Source organism: Borreliella carolinensis, assembly GCF_032595855.2.
Classification (GTDB): domain Bacteria; phylum Spirochaetota; class Spirochaetia; order Borreliales; family Borreliaceae; genus Borreliella; species Borreliella carolinensis.
On sequence record NZ_CP132453.1, the window covers coordinates 805890 to 821796 of the forward strand.

Consider the following 15907-nt stretch of genomic DNA (forward strand, 5'->3'; position numbering starts at 1 on the left):
TTTTGGCTCCTTATTTTGTTTTTGAAATTTTAAAGAGATAGTTTATTCCAGGATTTAAATAATCAAGTAGCTTGCTTTCTTTTAGGAAATATTCGGGTTTAAATATTTGTTGCGAGTGTATTATGTAAACCACGATTGCAATTATTCCAAAAGCTTCAAGTAGGCCAAGTACTAGGCCCAGTATTCTATTAAAGAATAATAATTTAAGTTGACTTATTATTGACTCTATTAATGCCTGTAGGATTAAAAATCCTATGTGTATGAGCAGAAAAAATACAAGTAGTGCTTGAATGTAGGATAGTTCAACAATAGGCTCAATCAGCCTTCTAAACTCTTCGGTTTTTTTGTAAAGCAGTAGTATTAAAACAAAAACTTCAGCAAATCCACTAATTTCTTTAATAAATCCTCTTAAAAATCCTCTAAATCCTAAAGATGTAAAAATTATTATTATTAGTATGTCTACTATTCCGGTTATTTTTACAGGATCGTTTGTTATCATTTAGATTTTATCTCCTTAATATCTTTTATTAGTAATTTGGCTATTAAAGTTGAAGAATGCTTGTTGTTGAATTTTTTGATATTTTCTTTGAGAGAGTTGATTTTTTCTTTATCTTTTAAAATTTCTTTTATGATTTTTAAAATATTTGTATTTAAAATTTCATCTTCATCTATATAAATGCAAGCATTTTGATTTTCTAGTAGTTTTGCATTTTTGATTTGATCTCCTCTAGAACCTTTTTTAAATGGAATCAAAATTACACATGTGCCAGCATTTGCAAATTCTTTTATTGCTCCGGCTCCAGCTCTGCTTATTATTATATTGGAAAATTTAACTACGCTTGCCATTTCTTCTGCACTAAAAAATTGTCTTCTAAGGTAATTGTCTTCTCTTAAGTCATTTAAGTTTTTCCCTGATTGATGAATGAAATAGATTCCAAAATCCCTTTTAATACAGAGCGCAAGGTTGTTTAAAGCATTAGCCCCAAGAGATCCCCCAAGTATGCTAATAATTGGTTTGTCAGTGTTTTGTGTTAATTGTTTGATGATTTTGGGGTTTGGAGTTAAAAATTCTCTTCTTATGGGAGATCCTGTGTAGACAATGTTTTTGTGGCTTTTGAAGTATTTTTCGCTTTCTTTAAAGCTTATGTGTATTTTATTTGCGAATTTAGAATTAATTTTTGTTGCAAGTCCGGGGTCTAGATCCATTTCATGGGTTATTCTTTTTATTTTTAGCAAGCTAGATGCAATAATTGCAGGGGTTGAAACAAATCCCCCAGTTGCATAGATAATCTGAGGTTTATATTTTTGTAATATATAGAAGCTTTTTATTATTCCAAGTATTACTTTGAAAAAGTCAGTAAAGTTTTGAAAAGAAAAATAACGCCTAAGTTTTCCGCATGGAACCGAAATAAATTTAATATTATTTTGTTCTTTTATTAATTTTTCTTCTATAGATTTTTTTTTGCCTATCCAAAAAAATTCAATTTCATTGTCAAGTTCTTTTAATGTCTGTATTATGGATATTCCTGGAAATACGTGACCCCCAGTTCCCCCCCCTGTAAAAAATATTATTTTTTTATTTGACATATATTTTTTTACTCATAAAAATAATAAAGCACACGCTTTGTAATAGATTTTTTGTACATTTTATTCTAGCAATATATTTCACTTTAAAAAATATTTTCTTTGTACTAAAAATCGACTCATTCTTTAAAATTGAATTTAATGAAATTTAAATTCAAAATGTATTTTTTAAAAACTTTTCAATCCGAACCCCTTCTTTTTTTAAAGCATTTTCTTTAATTGAATCTTTTATTATTAAGTGAATAGCTTTTGTTGTTTTTTCTAGGGCTTGTTCTATTTCGAATTTTTCCAAGTATCCTATAAGCAAACTAGTAAACAAATCTCCTGTTCCGCTGAAATTTTGTTCTAATTTTTCTAAAAAAAATTCTGAGTATTCTTTGTTTTGGGGATTGTAACAAATGTTTCCCAAAAGATCTCCTTTTTTAACGCTTGTAACAACTACTATCCCTTTTGTATCAAGAGTTAATATTGCTTTTATGATATCATCTTTGTTTTTAAGTTGTGGGCTTTTGCTTAGCATTTCAAGTTCAGTGATATTAGGTGTTATTATGTTTGCATATTTTATTATTTTTCGAAATCCACCAATTATTTTATTATCAAATATAGGGTAAATTATTCCATCGTCAGCAAACACAGGATCAATTACAATTTTTTCAAATTTTATTAATTTAATTATTTTTTCTATTGTTAGTTGTTGTTTTTCGCTTCCTAGAAATCCCGTATAAAGTATGTCAAAGTGTTCCTTTTGCTCTTTCCACATATTGATAAATTTTTCCAAATGATCGGTTAAATCCACTATTTCAAATTTTTTATAAGCTGTGGAAGCAGAAAGGACGGCCGTTACAAAAGGACAAACTTGCAGATTAAACGAAGATATTATCGGTATGCATACTGTAAGAGATGTTCTTCCCATGCTTGAAATATCATGCATTGCTAAAATTCTTTTCATTATTTTTCCCCCTATACTGGTTTTTGTAATTTTCTATTCTTGAATTTGCATCAATTTCTATTGGACTTTCTCCATATTTTAAATACATATTAAATCCAAGTCCCGCAATCATTGCTCCATTATCTGTGCAAAGATCAATAGGAGGGTAGTAAGTTTGTATTTTAAGTTTATTTATTTTTTCTCTTAAATATAAATTGCTTGCAACTCCGCCCGCTATTACCAATTTGTCAATTTGAGTATCTTTTATCGCTCTTTTTAGCGGGGTTATTAGATTTTCAAATGCAGCTTTTTGGAAGCTTGCAGCTATATTATTTTTTGTTGTTGGATTATCTTTGATTTTGAATTTTTCGAGTTGGTGTATGCAAGCTGTTTTTAGTCCAGAGTATGAAAAATCATACCAGTTTTCTTTTTTTTTAAAGGTGGCAACTGGAAATTGAAATGTGTTTTCATCTCCATTTTTAGATATTTGTTCGATGTTTGGGCCTCCCGGAAACCCCATATCATAATGTTTTGCTACTTTGTCAAAAGCCTCTCCGCAAGAATCATCTAGAGTTCTTCCAAGTATTTCAACATCATCGAAATTTTTTTGTTTAGCAATCAATGTATGTCCACCACTTAATAATAATGATATAAATGGATAGTCTATTTTTGAGTGCATTAAAGGAGCATAAAGATGTCCTAAGATGTGATCAATGCAAATAATAGGTTTTTTTAATGAAATTGCCAGACCTTTGGCAAAGTTTAATCCAACTATTAAAGACCCAATAAGTCCAGGTCTAGATGTTACAGCTATTAAATCAATTTCAGATATTTTAGTATTTGCCCTTTTGAGTGCTTTTATACAAACAGACATAATAGCTTCAGTATGAAGCCTTGAAGCAATCTCGGGTACTATGCCATAATATTTTCTGTGTTCTGTCTGACTTAATTTTATATTGCTTAAAATATGAATTCCATTTTCTACTACAGCTACGCAACAGTCGTCACAAGAAGTTTCTATTCCAAGCACTTTCATCTGATTGTTTCCTCGTAAAGATTTAATAAGTTTTCAAATTCGAATTCCTGGTTTAAATCAGGCTCCTCTTTTTTAAGGACTTTTAGCGTATTTTTAGACCAAATGTGTCCGATTACTTTTACTATTCCGTTTTTTCTGGCAATATTTTTTGCTTTTTCAAGTTCCTTGATTACGGATTCTTCTGTATCTTTGCTATCAAGAAATACGTCTCTTTTTTCTACCTTAACCCCAATTTCTTTGCCTATTATTTCTGGTACGCTTCCTGCAATAGTTACGCTGTCGAAAAAATATCTGTCAATCTCTTTAAGCTTTTCTAAAATTATTCTCATCAAATCTTTGTTTGAAGTGATTAAACTTCCCATATGGTTGTTCATTATTTTTGCATCAGGATACTTTTTAAATGCTTTTTCGATTTTTTTGTGTATTTCTTCTTTTTTATCTTTTATGTTTATATGAAATTTTTCTATTGAATTTCTATGTTTTGATTGCATTGGAAAATGTATTATTACTGATTTGTTAGCATTTATAAGTTTTTTGTATAAACTCATTGATTTTGGTAAAAATGGAATAATAGCATAATTTATTTTAAGATTAAGTTTTATAAATTGTGCCAACATAAATTCATCATAACCCACATCGTCGATGATTAAGTAAAACTTAGGCTTGCTTTTTGCGTTTTCATCTGTTTTGTTGTTTTTTATTATTAAGTTGGTTTTTTGTATTTTTTCAAACCTATTTTTAAGTGGGACATTTGCAACTTTTGAATTGTTGTTAAAATAGAAAAAACTTGCAAATGTCTGAGTTGCTGCAATAATAATAGAGATTATAATAAAAACAACAATAATAAACTTGTTTTTTTTAATATAAAATATAAACATTCATGACCACTGACTTAAAAGTAGACCAAAACATGTCATGAATGTCAATGTTAATTTATCTCTTCTTTTAGTTTTTTAAGAACCCTTTTTTCAATCTGTCTTACAGTTTCTGATGATATTCCAAGTTCTGTTGAAATATCTTTTAAGGTGCTTTTTTTGGGGCTATTGTCTAGGTTGTATCTTTTTTTGATTATGTATCTTCCCTTTTCATTTAATTTTGTTTCAAGTATATAATTTAAATGTTTTAGAGTTGAATCTTGTTCAAGGGTAATTTCGGGGTTAAAAGAATTATCCTCGTATAGATTCAAGAGTGTTGAATTTTCTGAACCCTCTATTTCTTTGTCCAGAGAGTATTCTTTTTCAAGATAAGGAATAATTTTTATATACTGGGCAGGAGATAAATTGAATCTTTTCATTATTTCTTCTTTTTTGGGCGATTTTTCTTCTTCTGTTAAATATTTATTTATTTGTAGTATTAGATTTTCTTTTCTGTATGGGACTTTTACCAATCTAGTTTTAGTGTTTAATGCTCTTTGTAGTGATTGCTTGATCCAGAATGATGCATAAGTTGAAAATTTGGTATTTTTATTTGGGTCATATTTTTCAGCAGCTCTTATTAATCCCAAGTTGCCTTCTTGAATTAAGTCTTCAATTTTTAGTCCTTTGCCCGCATATCTTTTTATTATTTTTAAAACAAGTCGTAAATTTGCATTTATCATCTTATTTTTTGCTTTTGCATTGCCTCTTTGTATTTGTCCTGCAAGTTTAATCTCTTCTTCGTGAGTAATTAGTTTGTGTTCTCTTACTGATTTTAAATATATGTTTAAATCCTCGTTGCTAAATATATTCATAATATTATATTTTCTCCCCTTTCTTGAATATTGTGATTAAGTTTTACTACTTAGCTTTCATGCAAAAATTGTGCCAATTTAGTTTAAAACCATTTTTAAATTAAATTGGATATAATTTTGAGGTTGGGGAGGGGTGGATATTTTTCGAATTATTTACTTTTTTTGTAATTGATTGTAAATTAAATCGGCAAGTCCAAAGCTTTGAGCTTGTGCTATTTGTTTTGCTCTTTGTTCGCAAAGCATGTCTTCAAAAATTTCTTCTACTTGGCCTCCGTTTAACAAATTTTGATCTTTGTTAAGAGTTTTTTTCATGCTTTCAAGCATTTGTTTGATAAACATAGCTTCAAATTCTAAAGAAGCTTTTCGAAGTTCTTCGTTTTTTTGAAAGAATTTTTTTATTTCTATAGGATTTTTTAAATTATTTATTTTATTTATTTGATTTTTAAATTTTAGATTTTGTGAATTAATTATATTTTGTAAATTAATTTTAGTAATTTTAGTTTCCATCAACTTCCTCCAAAATAAGTTCCCCATTTAATTTATTGATTTTTTTTGCAGCTTGAATTATTTGAATTAATTCTTTATTGCTAAGATTGTCGGAATTTTTTAATATAAATTCATTTAATTTCATTGAGTTTACTTGAATTGCTGTTTTGTTATTTTTGCTTAAAATGTTTTGATCGTCTTTTTCAATAGAAAATATAAACGTTCCTATTTGTGCATTTTCACTTGCTAGAATAATGCCATTTTTTTTGTCTATTAATATTTTAGGGCTGGTTTCTATTATAATATTTTCAATCTCTTCTAATAGGCTTATATTTTTTGCTTCTATTTCTATTGTGTCATCTGATTTAATTTTATTGTTGATTTTTTTAGAGGTTAATATTTTATGAATTTTATTTATTAATGTATAATTTCCTTTTTTAAGAATTATATTATAACCATAGTTAATATTTTGATTCTCATTTATTATTACACTGTCTAGAGTATATCCAGATCCTTTTAATTTATTATTGGACTGTATAATTCCTGATGCAATTGCTATTATTTCTCCCTCTTTATTTTTAAGGTTTGTTTTTAAAAGTATTCCATTTGTTAAATCTTTTGAGTCTAATATTGATGCAACGCAAGCTTTATGTTTTGAGCCTTTGATTGCATTGCCTTTTACTTGGAGGCTGACATTTACTAGTGCAATATTTTTGCTTTCTATGTTATTAGGGTCTATTTCATTTATTGTATTGTTTTCTTCTAAAATTTTAATTATAAGGCCTTTTTGTTTTTCAGAGTCTCCTTTTCCAGCAAGACCGGCTACTATTCCAATACCTGTTAAAAAATTTGTATTTGTGGGATAAATATCCGCAATTTCTTTTAATTTGACGCTTTCAGACAGGCTATTCTTAAATGATTGCTCTGTTTTTAGTCCTGTTGAATCTGTGTTTGTTTGGGCTAGCAGACTTGTTGCAAATGCAGTTAACATCAACATTAGTTTGTTCATTCTTTACCCTATTTATTTTATTTCTTTAATATCTATTATTTTATATCAATTATTGTAATTAATGAAATTTTTTTATTCAAATTGCTAATTAATCCTTAATTTGTTAAATATTATCTGTTTATCTGTATTAAGACAGATAAAAATTAATAATTTTTATATTGAGAAAGATAAAATAAGGAATTATTCTTTTTGTACTTTATTTAATCTTATCTCTTCATTTTTGATTATGTTGCGTATAACTTTATATTTACTATTGTTTAATTCATTTAAACTTAAAACATCATTTATTCTTGTTGTGTTAATTTTGTATTTAAAGTATATATTGTGCTCATTAAGGATTTCATTTTTTTTTAGATTTTCTTTTGCAAATACAATTGGCTCGATTATATCAATATACATATTAATGTAATTGTGTCTTTTATAGCTTTCAAAGTTTTTTGCATAATAAACCAGAGTTTTTTGAATTGGAATATTTTTGTATGAATTGTTGTTTTTTATTTTAAATTTTATTTTTTTGAAAAATTTATCTTCTATGTTTATTTCAGATTCATCAAAGTTGAATTGAAGTATATAGATATTTTCATTTGATAAATTTTTTGTAATGTAATAAATCATTTCAAAAATTATTGATTTTTTTGTTAAATGTGGTGGGACATATATTTTTGATAAGCTTTGATTGTTGCATATTTTTGAGTACTTCTTTGAAAAGAAATATGCCTTACTAGGAGTAATGTTGAAGCACAAATCATGAGCGGCACTTATAATTGAGCTTGTTGTGAAAAATAAAATAAAAACAAATAATCTTTTTTTTATTTTATTGCCTTTTTAAGTTATTTGCAATTCCTAGCATATTGTCTGAAGTTTGAATGGCCTTTGAGTTTATTTCATAAGCCCTTTGAGCTACTATCATTGTTACCATTTCTTCGGCAATAGATACATTTGACATTTCAAGTATGCCTTGTCTTAGCCTTCCCATGCCCTCACTTCCCGGTATTCCTGCTATTTCTTGACCTGATCCGGCTGTTTCTTTAAACAAATTGCTTCCAATAGCGCTTAGTCCTGCAGGATTAACAAATCTTGATATTTCAATTTGTCCAAGCTCTATTGGGTCGTTGCTGTTATCAATTTTTACCGACACTATTCCTTGCTCAGATATTGTAATTGAGCTTTGGATATATTCTTCTGGAAAGAATATGTTGGGCAATACCTTGTATCCTTGGCTTGTTACAAGCTCCCCATTAGAATCGATTTTAAATGATCCATCTCTAGTATATGCATAAGTTCCATCGGGCAGAAGAATTTTGTAAAATCCATCTCCTTCAATAGCAACGTCAGTGAGTAAATTGGTGGCTTGCATTTTTCCTTGTTCAAATATTCTCTGAGTAGCAGCAATTTTTGTTCCGTGCCCAACTTGATTTCCGAGCGGTCTTAAAGTATTTTCAGTTGCGGGAGTTCCTGCTCTGTATTGGGTTTGATAAATCAAATCTTCAAATTCTGCTCTTATCTTTTTAAAACCCGTAGTATTCACATTTGAAAGGTTGTTGGCAATTGTGTCTACATTGTATTGTTGGGCAGTCATTCCGCTTGCTGCTGTCCATAATGCTCTCATCATAAAATATGCTCCTTAATATTTTCCAATTTCATTTATTAATTTCCCCAAGAGGCTGTCTTCAGTTTGTATTGTTTTTTGATTGGCTTCATAAGCTCTGTTGATTTCAATCATTAAAACCATTTCGTTAACAGCATTAACATTGGAAGCCTCAAGTGTTTCTGTTTCTATTTTGGGTCTTAATGATACATCAATCTCTTGTGCCTTGCCAGAGGTTTTTGTGTCGATCCATAAAGAATTTCCCTGTTTTTTGAGAAACCTGGGATTTTCAAAGTTTACAATTCTAATAGTATCAAGCAGCTCATAATTTTCCCAAGAATTTTCATACTCACTAACAAGTCTTTTGGGGTTTGATTCAAAGTTTGAATTGTGAAAGATTTGCCCCTGAGGTGTTATTTTAAAATTATTTTTTTTAAGATATATATATCCTTTTTCTCCTAGAACGGGGAATCCGCTTTTTGTAACAAGGATTCCTTCTTTCCCAATAGTAAAAGAACCGTTTCTTGTATATCTTTCTCCATCTGAAGTTTGTATTACGAAAAATCCTTGATCGGTGAGTGCTAAATCCAATGGATTGCCAGTAGTTTTTAATGGACCTTGTTCAAATACTGTGTATATTTCATTTTCTTCAACCCCTGTTCCTAGTTTACCTACAACCGGAGCCGTTTCAAGATGTCCTTTGGGAAATTTATAAAGGCCATCATCATTTAGTCTTCTTATTAACATTTCTGGAAATGCTTTTTGAATAGACAAATCTTTTTTGTATCCAATAAGATCTATGTTTGCCAAATTATTTGATACTGTGTCAAGTTTGCGCCTTTCTGCGATCATTCCGCTGGCAGCTGTATAAATTCCTCTTACCACGTTTAAATCCTTAAAGACAATTAACTTTATTAATATTAGCATTAATTGTCCCATATAACAATTAATTAACTTATTGCGTTTTTACTTAATTTTCTATTTTTTTGTTCAATTTTTTATCTTAATAATTAAAATTATAAAGATAAGTTGTATAATTTGTTTTGTGGCTAATTTTTAAATTAGCCACTTTAAATGAGTAATTTAAAAAAAGAGCTATAATGTAGGATTATTTAGTTTTAAGGAGGATTAATGAATAGATTTTTTTCAAAGTTTTTTCTTTTTTTTTGTTTTTCAATGATTTTGTTTGCAAATTCAGAAGATTTAAATGAAAAAAAAATTGTTAATAAGGATGAAAATCTTGATTTTGAAAATGCGGTTTTAGGATATTGGGTTGGTTATAATGATGTGAGCAACATAAAAAATTCTATTATTTATATTTATAAATATAATGGAGAAATTTATGGCCGAATTTTAACCGTAATAAAAGATGGCAAAGAGTATGATACTAAAAATCCCTCAGGAGACACTGTGGTTGGATTTGAAAATCTTGCAATAGAGGGTCTTGATTTTATGTGGGGCCTTAAGTATTCTTCTTCTTCTAAAAGGTGGGATGGGGGCAAAATAATAGATCCTAAAAATGGTAAAATTTATAATTCTGAGATGAGTGTTGATAGTAAGACCGGAAATCTTATTACCAAGGGAAAAGTTTGGATTTTTGGCAGAAGCAAAATTTGGACAAGAGCTAAAGATGATGAAATCCCAAAAGTAGTTTTACATAATCTTGTTCCGTCGCCTCCTGTAAAAAAATAAATTTGGCTTTTGGTTTTGCTATTTTGAAAAAATACATAAACATATAGATGGGATAAGTAGGTTATGAAAAATAAGACAGAGTATTATGATCAGTTTATTTCAAAAATACCCGATTTTCCTAAAAAGGGTGTTCTTTTTTATGATATTACTAGTGTTTTGCTAAAACCCGAAGTTTATAGTTCATTAATAAATGATGTATATTCTTTTTATAATTTAAAAAAGATCGATTGCATTGCTGTTGTTGAGTCTAGGGGGTATTTAATAGGTGCTCCTCTGTCTTTAAAAATGCAACTCCCTCTTGTTTTAATTCGAAAAGAGGGTAAATTACCCAGAGAAGTTTTTAGTGAAAAGTATGAGCTTGAATATGGTTTTGGGAGAATAGAGGTACACAAAGACGATGTTAGGACGTATTCCAATATTCTTTTAATAGATGATATATTAGCTACCGGCGGAACTTTAAAGTCGTCTGCAATTTTGCTAGAGAGAGCCGGAGGTAGGGTTAAAGATATTTTTTGTTTTATTGAGCTTTGTGGTATTAATGGTAGGCAAAGCCTTGAAAGCTATGAAGTCAATTCCCTTGTAAGGTATAATTAGGTTAATGCTTGACTTTTCTTTTTTATTAAATTTACAATATTTAGTTGAGGTAATGTATGTATGCACTGGTAGAAATAAATGGTAAGCAATATAAGGCTATTGAGGGTGAATTTTTAAAAATAGATAAAATTTCTCCCATTGAAAAAGATAAACTGGAATTTAATAGTGTTTTGCTTGTTAATAAAGACGGAGAGGTTAAAATAGGAAAGCCCTATGTTGTAAATTCTCTTATTAGATGTACCTATAAAGAAGATAAAAAAGATAAAAAAGTTGTTTCTTACAGATATAGAAGAAGAAAATCAAGTGAGAGAAAGGTTGGCCACAGACAAACTTATTCTTATATTTTGGTTGATGAAATAGTTTTTTAAGTTTATTGATTAATGTTTTAGTAAAAGTAAAAGACGATGTAATCATTTATCTTTTGGCCAATGGTCATGCTATAAGCAAAAATAATGTTAACGTTGTCTGTTCTTCTTTTTCTTTTATTTTGAGAACTTTTTTTAGTGTTCTTGATCTTGAAGGTGAGGCTTTTGTTGTGAAGAATTCAAAAAGAGGTTATTTAGAATTTAAGCCCTTTTTTAAGGATTTGAGCAAAGAAAGTCTTTTTTATTATAGCAGGTTTTTAATTAGGGGCATAAATGATTTGTCACATGAGTATCCTGATGATATTAAATTAGTTTTGGAGGAAAATTAATGGCAACAAGTAAAAGTGGTGGTAGTTCAAAAAATGGACGAGATTCTATATCCAAGCGACTTGGAGTTAAAAGAAGCGGTGGGCAGCTTGTTAAGGCTGGAGAAATAATTGTTAGACAAAGAGGTACAAAATTTCATAAAGGCAAAAATGTTGGTCTTGGAAGAGATTATACAATATTTGCCCTTTCGTCTGGTAAGGTAGAGTTTAAAACCTTGAAGGGACGAAAATATGTAAGTATTGTTTAGTTTTAATTGGAATGATTGGAGATTTTTAGTTTCTATTGAAAAATTGGAGAAAGTTTGTATAACTTTAAGGACTCTGTAAATATAACGGTAGTTTCGGGTAATGGGGGTTCTGGATGTGTTTCTTTTTTAAGAGAAAAGTTTAATGCAAAAGGCGGTCCAGATGGCGGAAACGGTGGAAGTGGTGGGAGTGTAGTTTTTAAGGTAAGAGAAAATCTTAGCACTTTATCTTTTTATAAAAATGATCATGTGCTTTGTGCCGAAAATGGTAAACCTGGAATGGGTTTTAAAAGAAGTGGTGCTAATGGTAAAGATTTAATTCTTTTTGTTCCCCCAAATACAGAAGTTTATAATGAAAATGATGGAACTCTTTTGTGTAGGCTTAAAAAATTAAATGACGAATTTGTTGTTTTAAAAGGTGGCAGGGGAGGTCTTGGCAATTGGAATTTTAAAACTTCAGTTAGAAGGGCACCAAGGTTCGCTCAACCTGGAGAATCAGGCAATAGTTTGAGTGTGCGCCTTGAGCTTTTTTTGGTGGCGGATATTGGGCTTGTTGGTCTACCTAATGCTGGCAAATCTTCTCTTCTTAATAGAATAACTTCGGCAAAATCTAAAGTTGCAAATTATCCCTTTACAACAAAGATTCCCCATCTTGGTGTGCTTAGGCGCTTTCATGATGATTTAATTATTGCAGATATTCCGGGAATAATTAAAGGCGCCAGCTTTGGAGTAGGCCTTGGAACTAAATTTTTAAAGCATATTGCTAAAACTAAAGTTTTAGCCTTGGTTATTGATGTTTCTGAAGCAGATTTTTTGGAATCATACAGCATTCTTTTAAATGAAATAAAATCTTATAACTATGAGCTTTTTAATAAAAAAAAAATTATTATTGCCAATAAACTTGATTTGGATGATTCTGAGAAAAATTTTGATTGCTTGATAAAAGCTTTAGGAAAAGAAAAGGTTATTGGCATCTCTATTTATGAGAATAGAGGAATTGATGAGCTTATTAAAGAATTTTTTATTTTGGCTAAAACTTTTTAATAAAGTTGATTTATATTGTGGGCTTTTTACTTTTAAGACTTAGCTTTTGGATATAAGATTTGATTTAGGGAAGAAATCATGAGAATTGCAATATTAGGGGGCACCTATAATCCGGTTCATATTGGACATATTTTTTTGGCTAAAGAAATAGAGTATTTATTAAATATTGATAGGGTAATATTTATTCCTACTTGCAATCCAGCTCATAAATTGATTAGAGAGGATGTTAGTGTTAATAATAGAATAGATATGCTCAAGCTTGCATTAGAAAATGAAGATAAAATGTTCATAGATGATTGTGACATAATAAATGGTGGCATAACTTATACTGTTGATACTATTTCTTGTGTTAAAAAAAAATACCAAAACGACAAAATTTTTTTAGTTATTGGTGATGATCTTTTTCAAAATTTTGATTCATGGAAAGACCCTCAAAGTATTGTAAGTTCTGTTAATCTTGTTGTTGCTCACAGAATTTACAAAGAGAAACTTAAAAGTTCTTTTAAGCATATTTATATAGATAATAAAATAATACCGATTTCCTCATCAGAGATTAGAAATAGAATTGCAAATGGATTTCCTGTCAGCTATTTATTGCCTTTTGGTGTGTTAAAATACATTAAAGATAATAATTTATATTTTAAAAAGGTAAATATTTGAGAAAGGATTTATTTTTTTTATTTTTAATTGTTCTGATAATAGCAAGTGTAGTAATTTTTTTTATTAGAAGCTCTAAAAAAGAGTTGGTTTACTTCGAGCTTAATACAAAGAACAATATTAGTTTTTTGTTTCTAATAGAAGATCTTAACAAGAGTCTTGTAAGCATGCAAGAAATTTTTATTAATATGAAAACGGGAAATATTGGGTTTTTAGATATTCCAATTCATACTGGATATGAAGATTTAAAAGGGAATATCTCTTGGTTTAAAGATCTTTATAAAAAAAATTCTTTTAATAAGTTTTTATCTAAGATTTATACACAACTATCTCATGAATCAGATTATTATATTCGTTTTCAAAAAGAAAATTTTGTTAAACTTATTGATTACTTAGGGGGAGTTCGGCTTCTTGTTAAAAATCCAGTAAAAGTTTATAACTTTGAGGATTCTATTTTAATACCCTCTGGCACTTCTAATTTTGATGGTGATAAGGCTTATGATTATTTAAGATATTTTAATGATGTTAATCAGTTTGAAGAGAGGGTTGAATTTTTTAAAGAGTTTTTTAAAAGACTTATTTTTCAAATTTCAAACTTTGGCATTGAAAATGACAATTTTTTTAAAATATATTCCATGTTAGATACTAACCTTTCAGAGGTTGTTTTTAAATATATTGTTAAAAATTATAAAATAAATAATGATAAAATTATTTATTTTAATATTAAAGGACAAGAAGAGATTTTCAAGGATAATGATAATAATTTGATAAAGGTGGTTTTTCCTTATTATGGAGGCGCTATTTTAAAAGAATCGGTGGATAAATTAAACAAAGAGCTTGTTAATGAGGGCACAGAAGAAATAGTAAAGATTGTTGTTTTAAATGGAACAAAAGTTGTTGGGCTTGCAAAAAAAACAGCAAATATTTTTAATTCTTTAAAATTTAAAGTTTTAAAATTTGGCAATGCAGATAAAAATTCTTATAAAAATACCTTGATTATAAATAATTCGGATAATTTAGAAATGGCTGTTAGGGTTGGAGAGGCAATTAAAACTTCAAATATTAAGCCAATTTCTGAGGTTCAGGCTAAAAGATTGTTAGAACTTGATAATCTTGATATTAATCCCGATGTAATAGTTATTTTAGGAGATGATTTTGATGGAAGATATGTTAAAAGCAAATGATATTAATGATTTATGTAAAATAATAAGTGATTTTAATGGAATTGATGTTATAGGTATTAATGTTAGCGATATTTGTAATTGGACTGATTTTTTTATAATAGCTACTTTTGTATCATTTAAGCAAATGGAAGCTTTATATATTGATAAGATAATTAAATTTTTTAAAGAAAAAAAAATTAATCTTAATGTTCAAGGAAAAGGGTTGGTTTATGACTGGACTATTGTTTCGGGTGCAAATTTGGTAATTCATTTAATGAGCGAAAAGTCCAGAGAATACTATGAGCTTGAAAAAATATGGTCCAAAGGAATTATTATTTATCCTTAATTACTGTTTAATTAAAATTAATTAAAAAAACTAAAAATATCATAAAAATATGTTTACAAAAAATAGAAAATATTTTAGATTTAAGTTATGTACTTTTTGCGGGAGGCTTATAAGTGGATATTACAGACATAAGGATTAAGAAAGTTGATAGTAAAAATTCTGGTTCTAAATTATTAGCATATGTTGCAGTTACTTTTGATAACTGTTTGGTTCTTCACAATATTAGAGTTATTAAAGGGCAAAAAGGAGTATTTATTGCTATGCCCAACAGAAGAACTAGAGTTGGTGAATATAAAGACATTGTACACCCTATTAGTCAGGATTTTAGAAAAGCTTTGCAAACTTCTATTTTTAAGGAATATATAAGAGAAAATCCAGCCGATCTTGAGCTTGAATTAGATTTTTAGATAATTGTTGACAAAGCTCGTTGTATCTTGTATGCTTGTCAATTGTAAGTATTAATAAGGTATTTGGGACGTCGACAAGTGGTAAGTCAACTGGTTTTGGTCCAGTCATTCGAGGGTTCGAATCCTTCCGTCCCAGTATTTTACATTAGGAGTTTTTTGGTGGAAAATAGCAGGATTTTAAGTTGCCAATATAGATCAAGCTTTGGGTCTTCTAATGCTCGCAGAATAAGAGCTAAGTGTGAAATACCGGCTGTTGTTTACGGGCAAGGCAATGATGTTTCACACTTGAGAATTAAGAGTAGTGAATTTAATAAGAAATTTGCAAAGTTTACGGATAATACTGTCTTAATATTAGATGATGGCAAGCTTGAAAGATGCGTTTTTGTTAAAGATGTTGCAGAAAACATTGCCAGCAAGCTTATTTATCATATTGATTTTTACGAAGTAGATAAGAATGTTGAGCTTGAAAAATACGTTCCTATTAAGCTTGTTGGAGCTTCTATTGGGGTTAAAGAAGGTGGAATTTTGACTGTTTTAAAAGAGCAGGTTAAGGTAAGGTCTTTGCCCTTGGATTTGCCAGAATTCATCGAGCTTGATTTAACTCCTGTTAATAAAGGGGATAACGTTCTTCTTAAAGATCTTGTGTTGCCTTCTAATGTTAGGCTTGCAGAAAATGACGAGAATTTGGAAGTTGTTATTATAAAGTGA

22 protein-coding genes and 1 tRNA gene are annotated in these 15907 nt (G+C 29.0%); 12 read left to right on the forward strand and 11 right to left on the reverse strand.

Features of this window, described 5'->3' with window-relative positions; genetic code table 11:
• Positions 1-10: 10 nt before the first annotated feature.
• The 11 genes from QIA46_RS03855 to flgF form a co-directional block, all read right to left on the reverse strand.
• Complete coding sequence (locus QIA46_RS03855) at positions 11-499, reverse strand: CvpA family protein (RefSeq protein ID WP_301341887.1); 489 nt, start codon at positions 497-499, stop codon at positions 11-13.
• Positions 496-1587 carry an undecaprenyldiphospho-muramoylpentapeptide beta-N-acetylglucosaminyltransferase gene (gene murG, locus QIA46_RS03860; RefSeq protein ID WP_317268494.1) on the reverse strand — a complete coding sequence of 364 codons (1092 nt, stop codon included), beginning with the start codon at positions 1585-1587 and terminating at the stop codon, positions 496-498. Before murG ends, QIA46_RS03855 begins: the two co-directional genes overlap by 4 nt.
• Before the next feature lie 151 nt (positions 1588-1738).
• Positions 1739-2533: a PfkB family carbohydrate kinase gene (locus QIA46_RS03865; protein WP_317268495.1), complete on the reverse strand. Its 795-nt coding sequence runs from the start codon at positions 2531-2533 to the stop codon at positions 1739-1741.
• Entirely contained in the window at positions 2508-3548 is a 1041-nt protein-coding gene (tsaD, locus tag QIA46_RS03870; RefSeq protein ID WP_317268496.1) for a tRNA (adenosine(37)-N6)-threonylcarbamoyltransferase complex transferase subunit TsaD, read from the reverse strand. The genes QIA46_RS03865 and tsaD overlap by 26 nt, the downstream gene beginning before the upstream one ends.
• Positions 3545-4426, reverse strand: a complete 882-nt coding sequence (locus QIA46_RS03875) for a divergent polysaccharide deacetylase family protein (RefSeq protein WP_317268497.1) — start codon at positions 4424-4426, stop codon at positions 3545-3547. Before QIA46_RS03875 ends, tsaD begins: the two co-directional genes overlap by 4 nt.
• A 50-nt stretch (positions 4427-4476) precedes the next feature.
• Positions 4477-5277: an RNA polymerase sigma factor RpoS gene (gene rpoS, locus QIA46_RS03880; RefSeq protein WP_317268498.1), complete on the reverse strand. Its 801-nt coding sequence runs from the start codon at positions 5275-5277 to the stop codon at positions 4477-4479.
• 153 nt (positions 5278-5430) lie between these two features.
• Entirely contained in the window at positions 5431-5784 is a 354-nt protein-coding gene (locus tag QIA46_RS03885) for a rod-binding protein (RefSeq protein ID WP_317268499.1), read from the reverse strand.
• Positions 5774-6772 (reverse strand): flagellar basal body P-ring protein FlgI, encoded by a 999-nt coding sequence (locus tag QIA46_RS03890; RefSeq protein ID WP_317268500.1) that lies wholly within the window; start codon positions 6770-6772, stop codon positions 5774-5776. The genes QIA46_RS03885 and QIA46_RS03890 overlap by 11 nt, the downstream gene beginning before the upstream one ends.
• A gap of 180 nt (positions 6773-6952) precedes the next feature.
• Positions 6953-7387: a hypothetical protein gene (locus tag QIA46_RS03895; protein ID WP_301341894.1), complete on the reverse strand. Its 435-nt coding sequence runs from the start codon at positions 7385-7387 to the stop codon at positions 6953-6955.
• Positions 7388-7586: 199 nt separating this feature from the next.
• Positions 7587-8384, reverse strand: a complete 798-nt coding sequence (gene flgG / locus QIA46_RS03900; protein ID WP_317260473.1) for a flagellar basal-body rod protein FlgG — start codon at positions 8382-8384, stop codon at positions 7587-7589.
• Positions 8385-8396: 12 nt separating this feature from the next.
• Positions 8397-9245 (reverse strand): flagellar basal-body rod protein FlgF, encoded by an 849-nt coding sequence (gene flgF, locus QIA46_RS03905; protein WP_317268501.1) that lies wholly within the window; start codon positions 9243-9245, stop codon positions 8397-8399.
• Between the two features lie 246 nt (positions 9246-9491).
• Here flgF and QIA46_RS03910 point away from each other — a divergent pair, with 246 nt between their 5' ends.
• From QIA46_RS03910 to QIA46_RS03965, 12 genes are all read left to right on the forward strand, one after another.
• Complete coding sequence (locus QIA46_RS03910; protein WP_317268502.1) at positions 9492-10052, forward strand: DUF2147 domain-containing protein; 561 nt, start codon at positions 9492-9494, stop codon at positions 10050-10052.
• A gap of 63 nt (positions 10053-10115) precedes the next feature.
• Positions 10116-10646: an adenine phosphoribosyltransferase gene (locus QIA46_RS03915; protein ID WP_071983670.1), complete on the forward strand. Its 531-nt coding sequence runs from the start codon at positions 10116-10118 to the stop codon at positions 10644-10646.
• Positions 10647-10702: 56 nt separating this feature from the next.
• Positions 10703-11014, forward strand: a complete 312-nt coding sequence (rplU, locus tag QIA46_RS03920; protein WP_014023986.1) for a 50S ribosomal protein L21 — start codon at positions 10703-10705, stop codon at positions 11012-11014.
• A gap of 5 nt (positions 11015-11019) precedes the next feature.
• Positions 11020-11340 carry a ribosomal-processing cysteine protease Prp gene (locus QIA46_RS03925; protein ID WP_317268503.1) on the forward strand — a complete coding sequence of 107 codons (321 nt, stop codon included), beginning with the start codon at positions 11020-11022 and terminating at the stop codon, positions 11338-11340.
• Positions 11340-11585 carry a 50S ribosomal protein L27 gene (rpmA, locus tag QIA46_RS03930; RefSeq protein ID WP_316256424.1) on the forward strand — a complete coding sequence of 82 codons (246 nt, stop codon included), beginning with the start codon at positions 11340-11342 and terminating at the stop codon, positions 11583-11585. The genes QIA46_RS03925 and rpmA overlap by 1 nt, the downstream gene beginning before the upstream one ends.
• A gap of 54 nt (positions 11586-11639) precedes the next feature.
• Positions 11640-12626: a GTPase ObgE gene (obgE, locus tag QIA46_RS03935; protein WP_317268504.1), complete on the forward strand. Its 987-nt coding sequence runs from the start codon at positions 11640-11642 to the stop codon at positions 12624-12626.
• A gap of 78 nt (positions 12627-12704) precedes the next feature.
• On the forward strand, positions 12705-13286 hold the full coding sequence (nadD, locus tag QIA46_RS03940) for a nicotinate (nicotinamide) nucleotide adenylyltransferase (protein WP_317268505.1): 582 nt from the start codon (positions 12705-12707) through the stop codon (positions 13284-13286).
• Positions 13283-14467: an LCP family protein gene (locus QIA46_RS03945; RefSeq protein WP_317268506.1), complete on the forward strand. Its 1185-nt coding sequence runs from the start codon at positions 13283-13285 to the stop codon at positions 14465-14467. Before nadD ends, QIA46_RS03945 begins: the two co-directional genes overlap by 4 nt.
• Positions 14442-14792 carry a ribosome silencing factor gene (rsfS, locus tag QIA46_RS03950; RefSeq protein ID WP_317268507.1) on the forward strand — a complete coding sequence of 117 codons (351 nt, stop codon included), beginning with the start codon at positions 14442-14444 and terminating at the stop codon, positions 14790-14792. Before QIA46_RS03945 ends, rsfS begins: the two co-directional genes overlap by 26 nt.
• A 113-nt stretch (positions 14793-14905) precedes the next feature.
• Positions 14906-15199, forward strand: coding sequence for a DNA-binding protein SpoVG (gene spoVG, locus QIA46_RS03955; RefSeq protein ID WP_002557374.1), 294 nt, complete (start codon positions 14906-14908; stop codon positions 15197-15199).
• Positions 15200-15263: 64 nt separating this feature from the next.
• A tRNA-Gln gene (locus tag QIA46_RS03960) sits at positions 15264-15335 on the forward strand.
• Between the two features lie 23 nt (positions 15336-15358).
• Positions 15359-15907, forward strand: a complete 549-nt coding sequence (locus QIA46_RS03965) for a 50S ribosomal protein L25/general stress protein Ctc (protein WP_317268508.1) — start codon at positions 15359-15361, stop codon at positions 15905-15907.

Bases quoted from the DNA above. Each gene is read 5' to 3' on its own strand.
- QIA46_RS03855 (WP_301341887.1), bottom strand. From the start codon at position 499: ATGATAACAAACGATCCTGTAAAAATAACCGGAATAGTAGACATACTA.
- murG (WP_317268494.1), bottom strand. From the start codon at position 1,587: ATGTCAAATAAAAAAATAATATTTTTTACAGGGGGGGGAACTGGGGGT.
- QIA46_RS03865 (WP_317268495.1), bottom strand. From the start codon at position 2,533: ATGAAAAGAATTTTAGCAATGCATGATATTTCAAGCATGGGAAGAACA.
- tsaD (WP_317268496.1), bottom strand. From the start codon at position 3,548: ATGAAAGTGCTTGGAATAGAAACTTCTTGTGACGACTGTTGCGTAGCT.
- QIA46_RS03875 (WP_317268497.1), bottom strand. From the start codon at position 4,426: ATGTTTATATTTTATATTAAAAAAAACAAGTTTATTATTGTTGTTTTT.
- rpoS (WP_317268498.1), bottom strand. From the start codon at position 5,277: ATGAATATATTTAGCAACGAGGATTTAAACATATATTTAAAATCAGTA.
- QIA46_RS03885 (WP_317268499.1), bottom strand. From the start codon at position 5,784: ATGGAAACTAAAATTACTAAAATTAATTTACAAAATATAATTAATTCA.
- QIA46_RS03890 (WP_317268500.1), bottom strand. From the start codon at position 6,772: ATGAACAAACTAATGTTGATGTTAACTGCATTTGCAACAAGTCTGCTA.
- QIA46_RS03895 (WP_301341894.1), bottom strand. From the start codon at position 7,387: ATGATTTATTACATTACAAAAAATTTATCAAATGAAAATATCTATATA.
- flgG (WP_317260473.1), bottom strand. From the start codon at position 8,384: ATGATGAGAGCATTATGGACAGCAGCAAGCGGAATGACTGCCCAACAA.
- QIA46_RS03910 (WP_317268502.1), top strand. From the start codon at position 9,492: ATGAATAGATTTTTTTCAAAGTTTTTTCTTTTTTTTTGTTTTTCAATG.
- QIA46_RS03915 (WP_071983670.1), top strand. From the start codon at position 10,116: ATGAAAAATAAGACAGAGTATTATGATCAGTTTATTTCAAAAATACCC.
- rplU (WP_014023986.1), top strand. From the start codon at position 10,703: ATGTATGCACTGGTAGAAATAAATGGTAAGCAATATAAGGCTATTGAG.
- rpmA (WP_316256424.1), top strand. From the start codon at position 11,340: ATGGCAACAAGTAAAAGTGGTGGTAGTTCAAAAAATGGACGAGATTCT.
- nadD (WP_317268505.1), top strand. From the start codon at position 12,705: ATGAGAATTGCAATATTAGGGGGCACCTATAATCCGGTTCATATTGGA.
- rsfS (WP_317268507.1), top strand. From the start codon at position 14,442: ATGGAAGATATGTTAAAAGCAAATGATATTAATGATTTATGTAAAATA.